Annotated in this window: 1 protein-coding gene; it reads left to right on the plus strand. The window is 77.0% G+C overall.

All coding sequences use genetic code 11. The annotated features are described in order from the left end of the window. Positions 1 to 562 (plus strand): NAD(+)/NADH kinase (locus DW309_RS08925; RefSeq protein ID WP_205812713.1); only part of this gene is annotated, 562 nt, incomplete at both ends.

Raw genomic sequence — 562 nt, forward strand, 5'->3', positions numbered from 1 at the left:
AGTCCTGGGTGCCGACGCGGTGCGCGCCGCCGGGCTCCGGCCCCGCGTGCTCTCCACCCCCGCGTTGGCCGTCCGGACCGAGGCCGCCGACACGTCCCGGGCGGTCGCGGCCCTCGCGGCGGACGGGGTCGAGCTGATCCTCGTCGTCGGGGGTGACGGCACACTGCGCGATGCGGTCGCGGGGCTCGACCTCGCTGCGGCGCTCACAACTCCGGAGAAAACTGACGGTCGCGCGACCGTGGCTCCCGCTCCCGGCCGGACCTCGACCGAACTCCGCAGTCGCGCGGGCACCCCGGCCGTGCTCGGGGTGCCCGCGGGCGTGAAGATGTACTCGCCCGTGTTCGCGGTGAGTCCGCGCGCGGCCGGAGCCCTCGCGGCCGACTGGATCGACCACGGCGGGCTCCCGACGGCGGAGCGCGAGGTGCTCGACATCGACGAGGCCGCGATGCGCCGGGCCAGGGTCGAGCCGACGCTGTACGGACTCGTGCGGGTGCCCGTGCACGCGGGTCGCACGCAGGCGCGCAAGGCCCCGACCCCCGCGACCGAGGCCGCCGCCGTCGAG

Origin of the sequence: Microbacterium sp. K41 (assembly GCF_004794395.1) — a bacterium.
Classification (GTDB): Bacteria; Actinomycetota; Actinomycetes; order Actinomycetales; family Microbacteriaceae; genus Microbacterium; species Microbacterium sufflavum.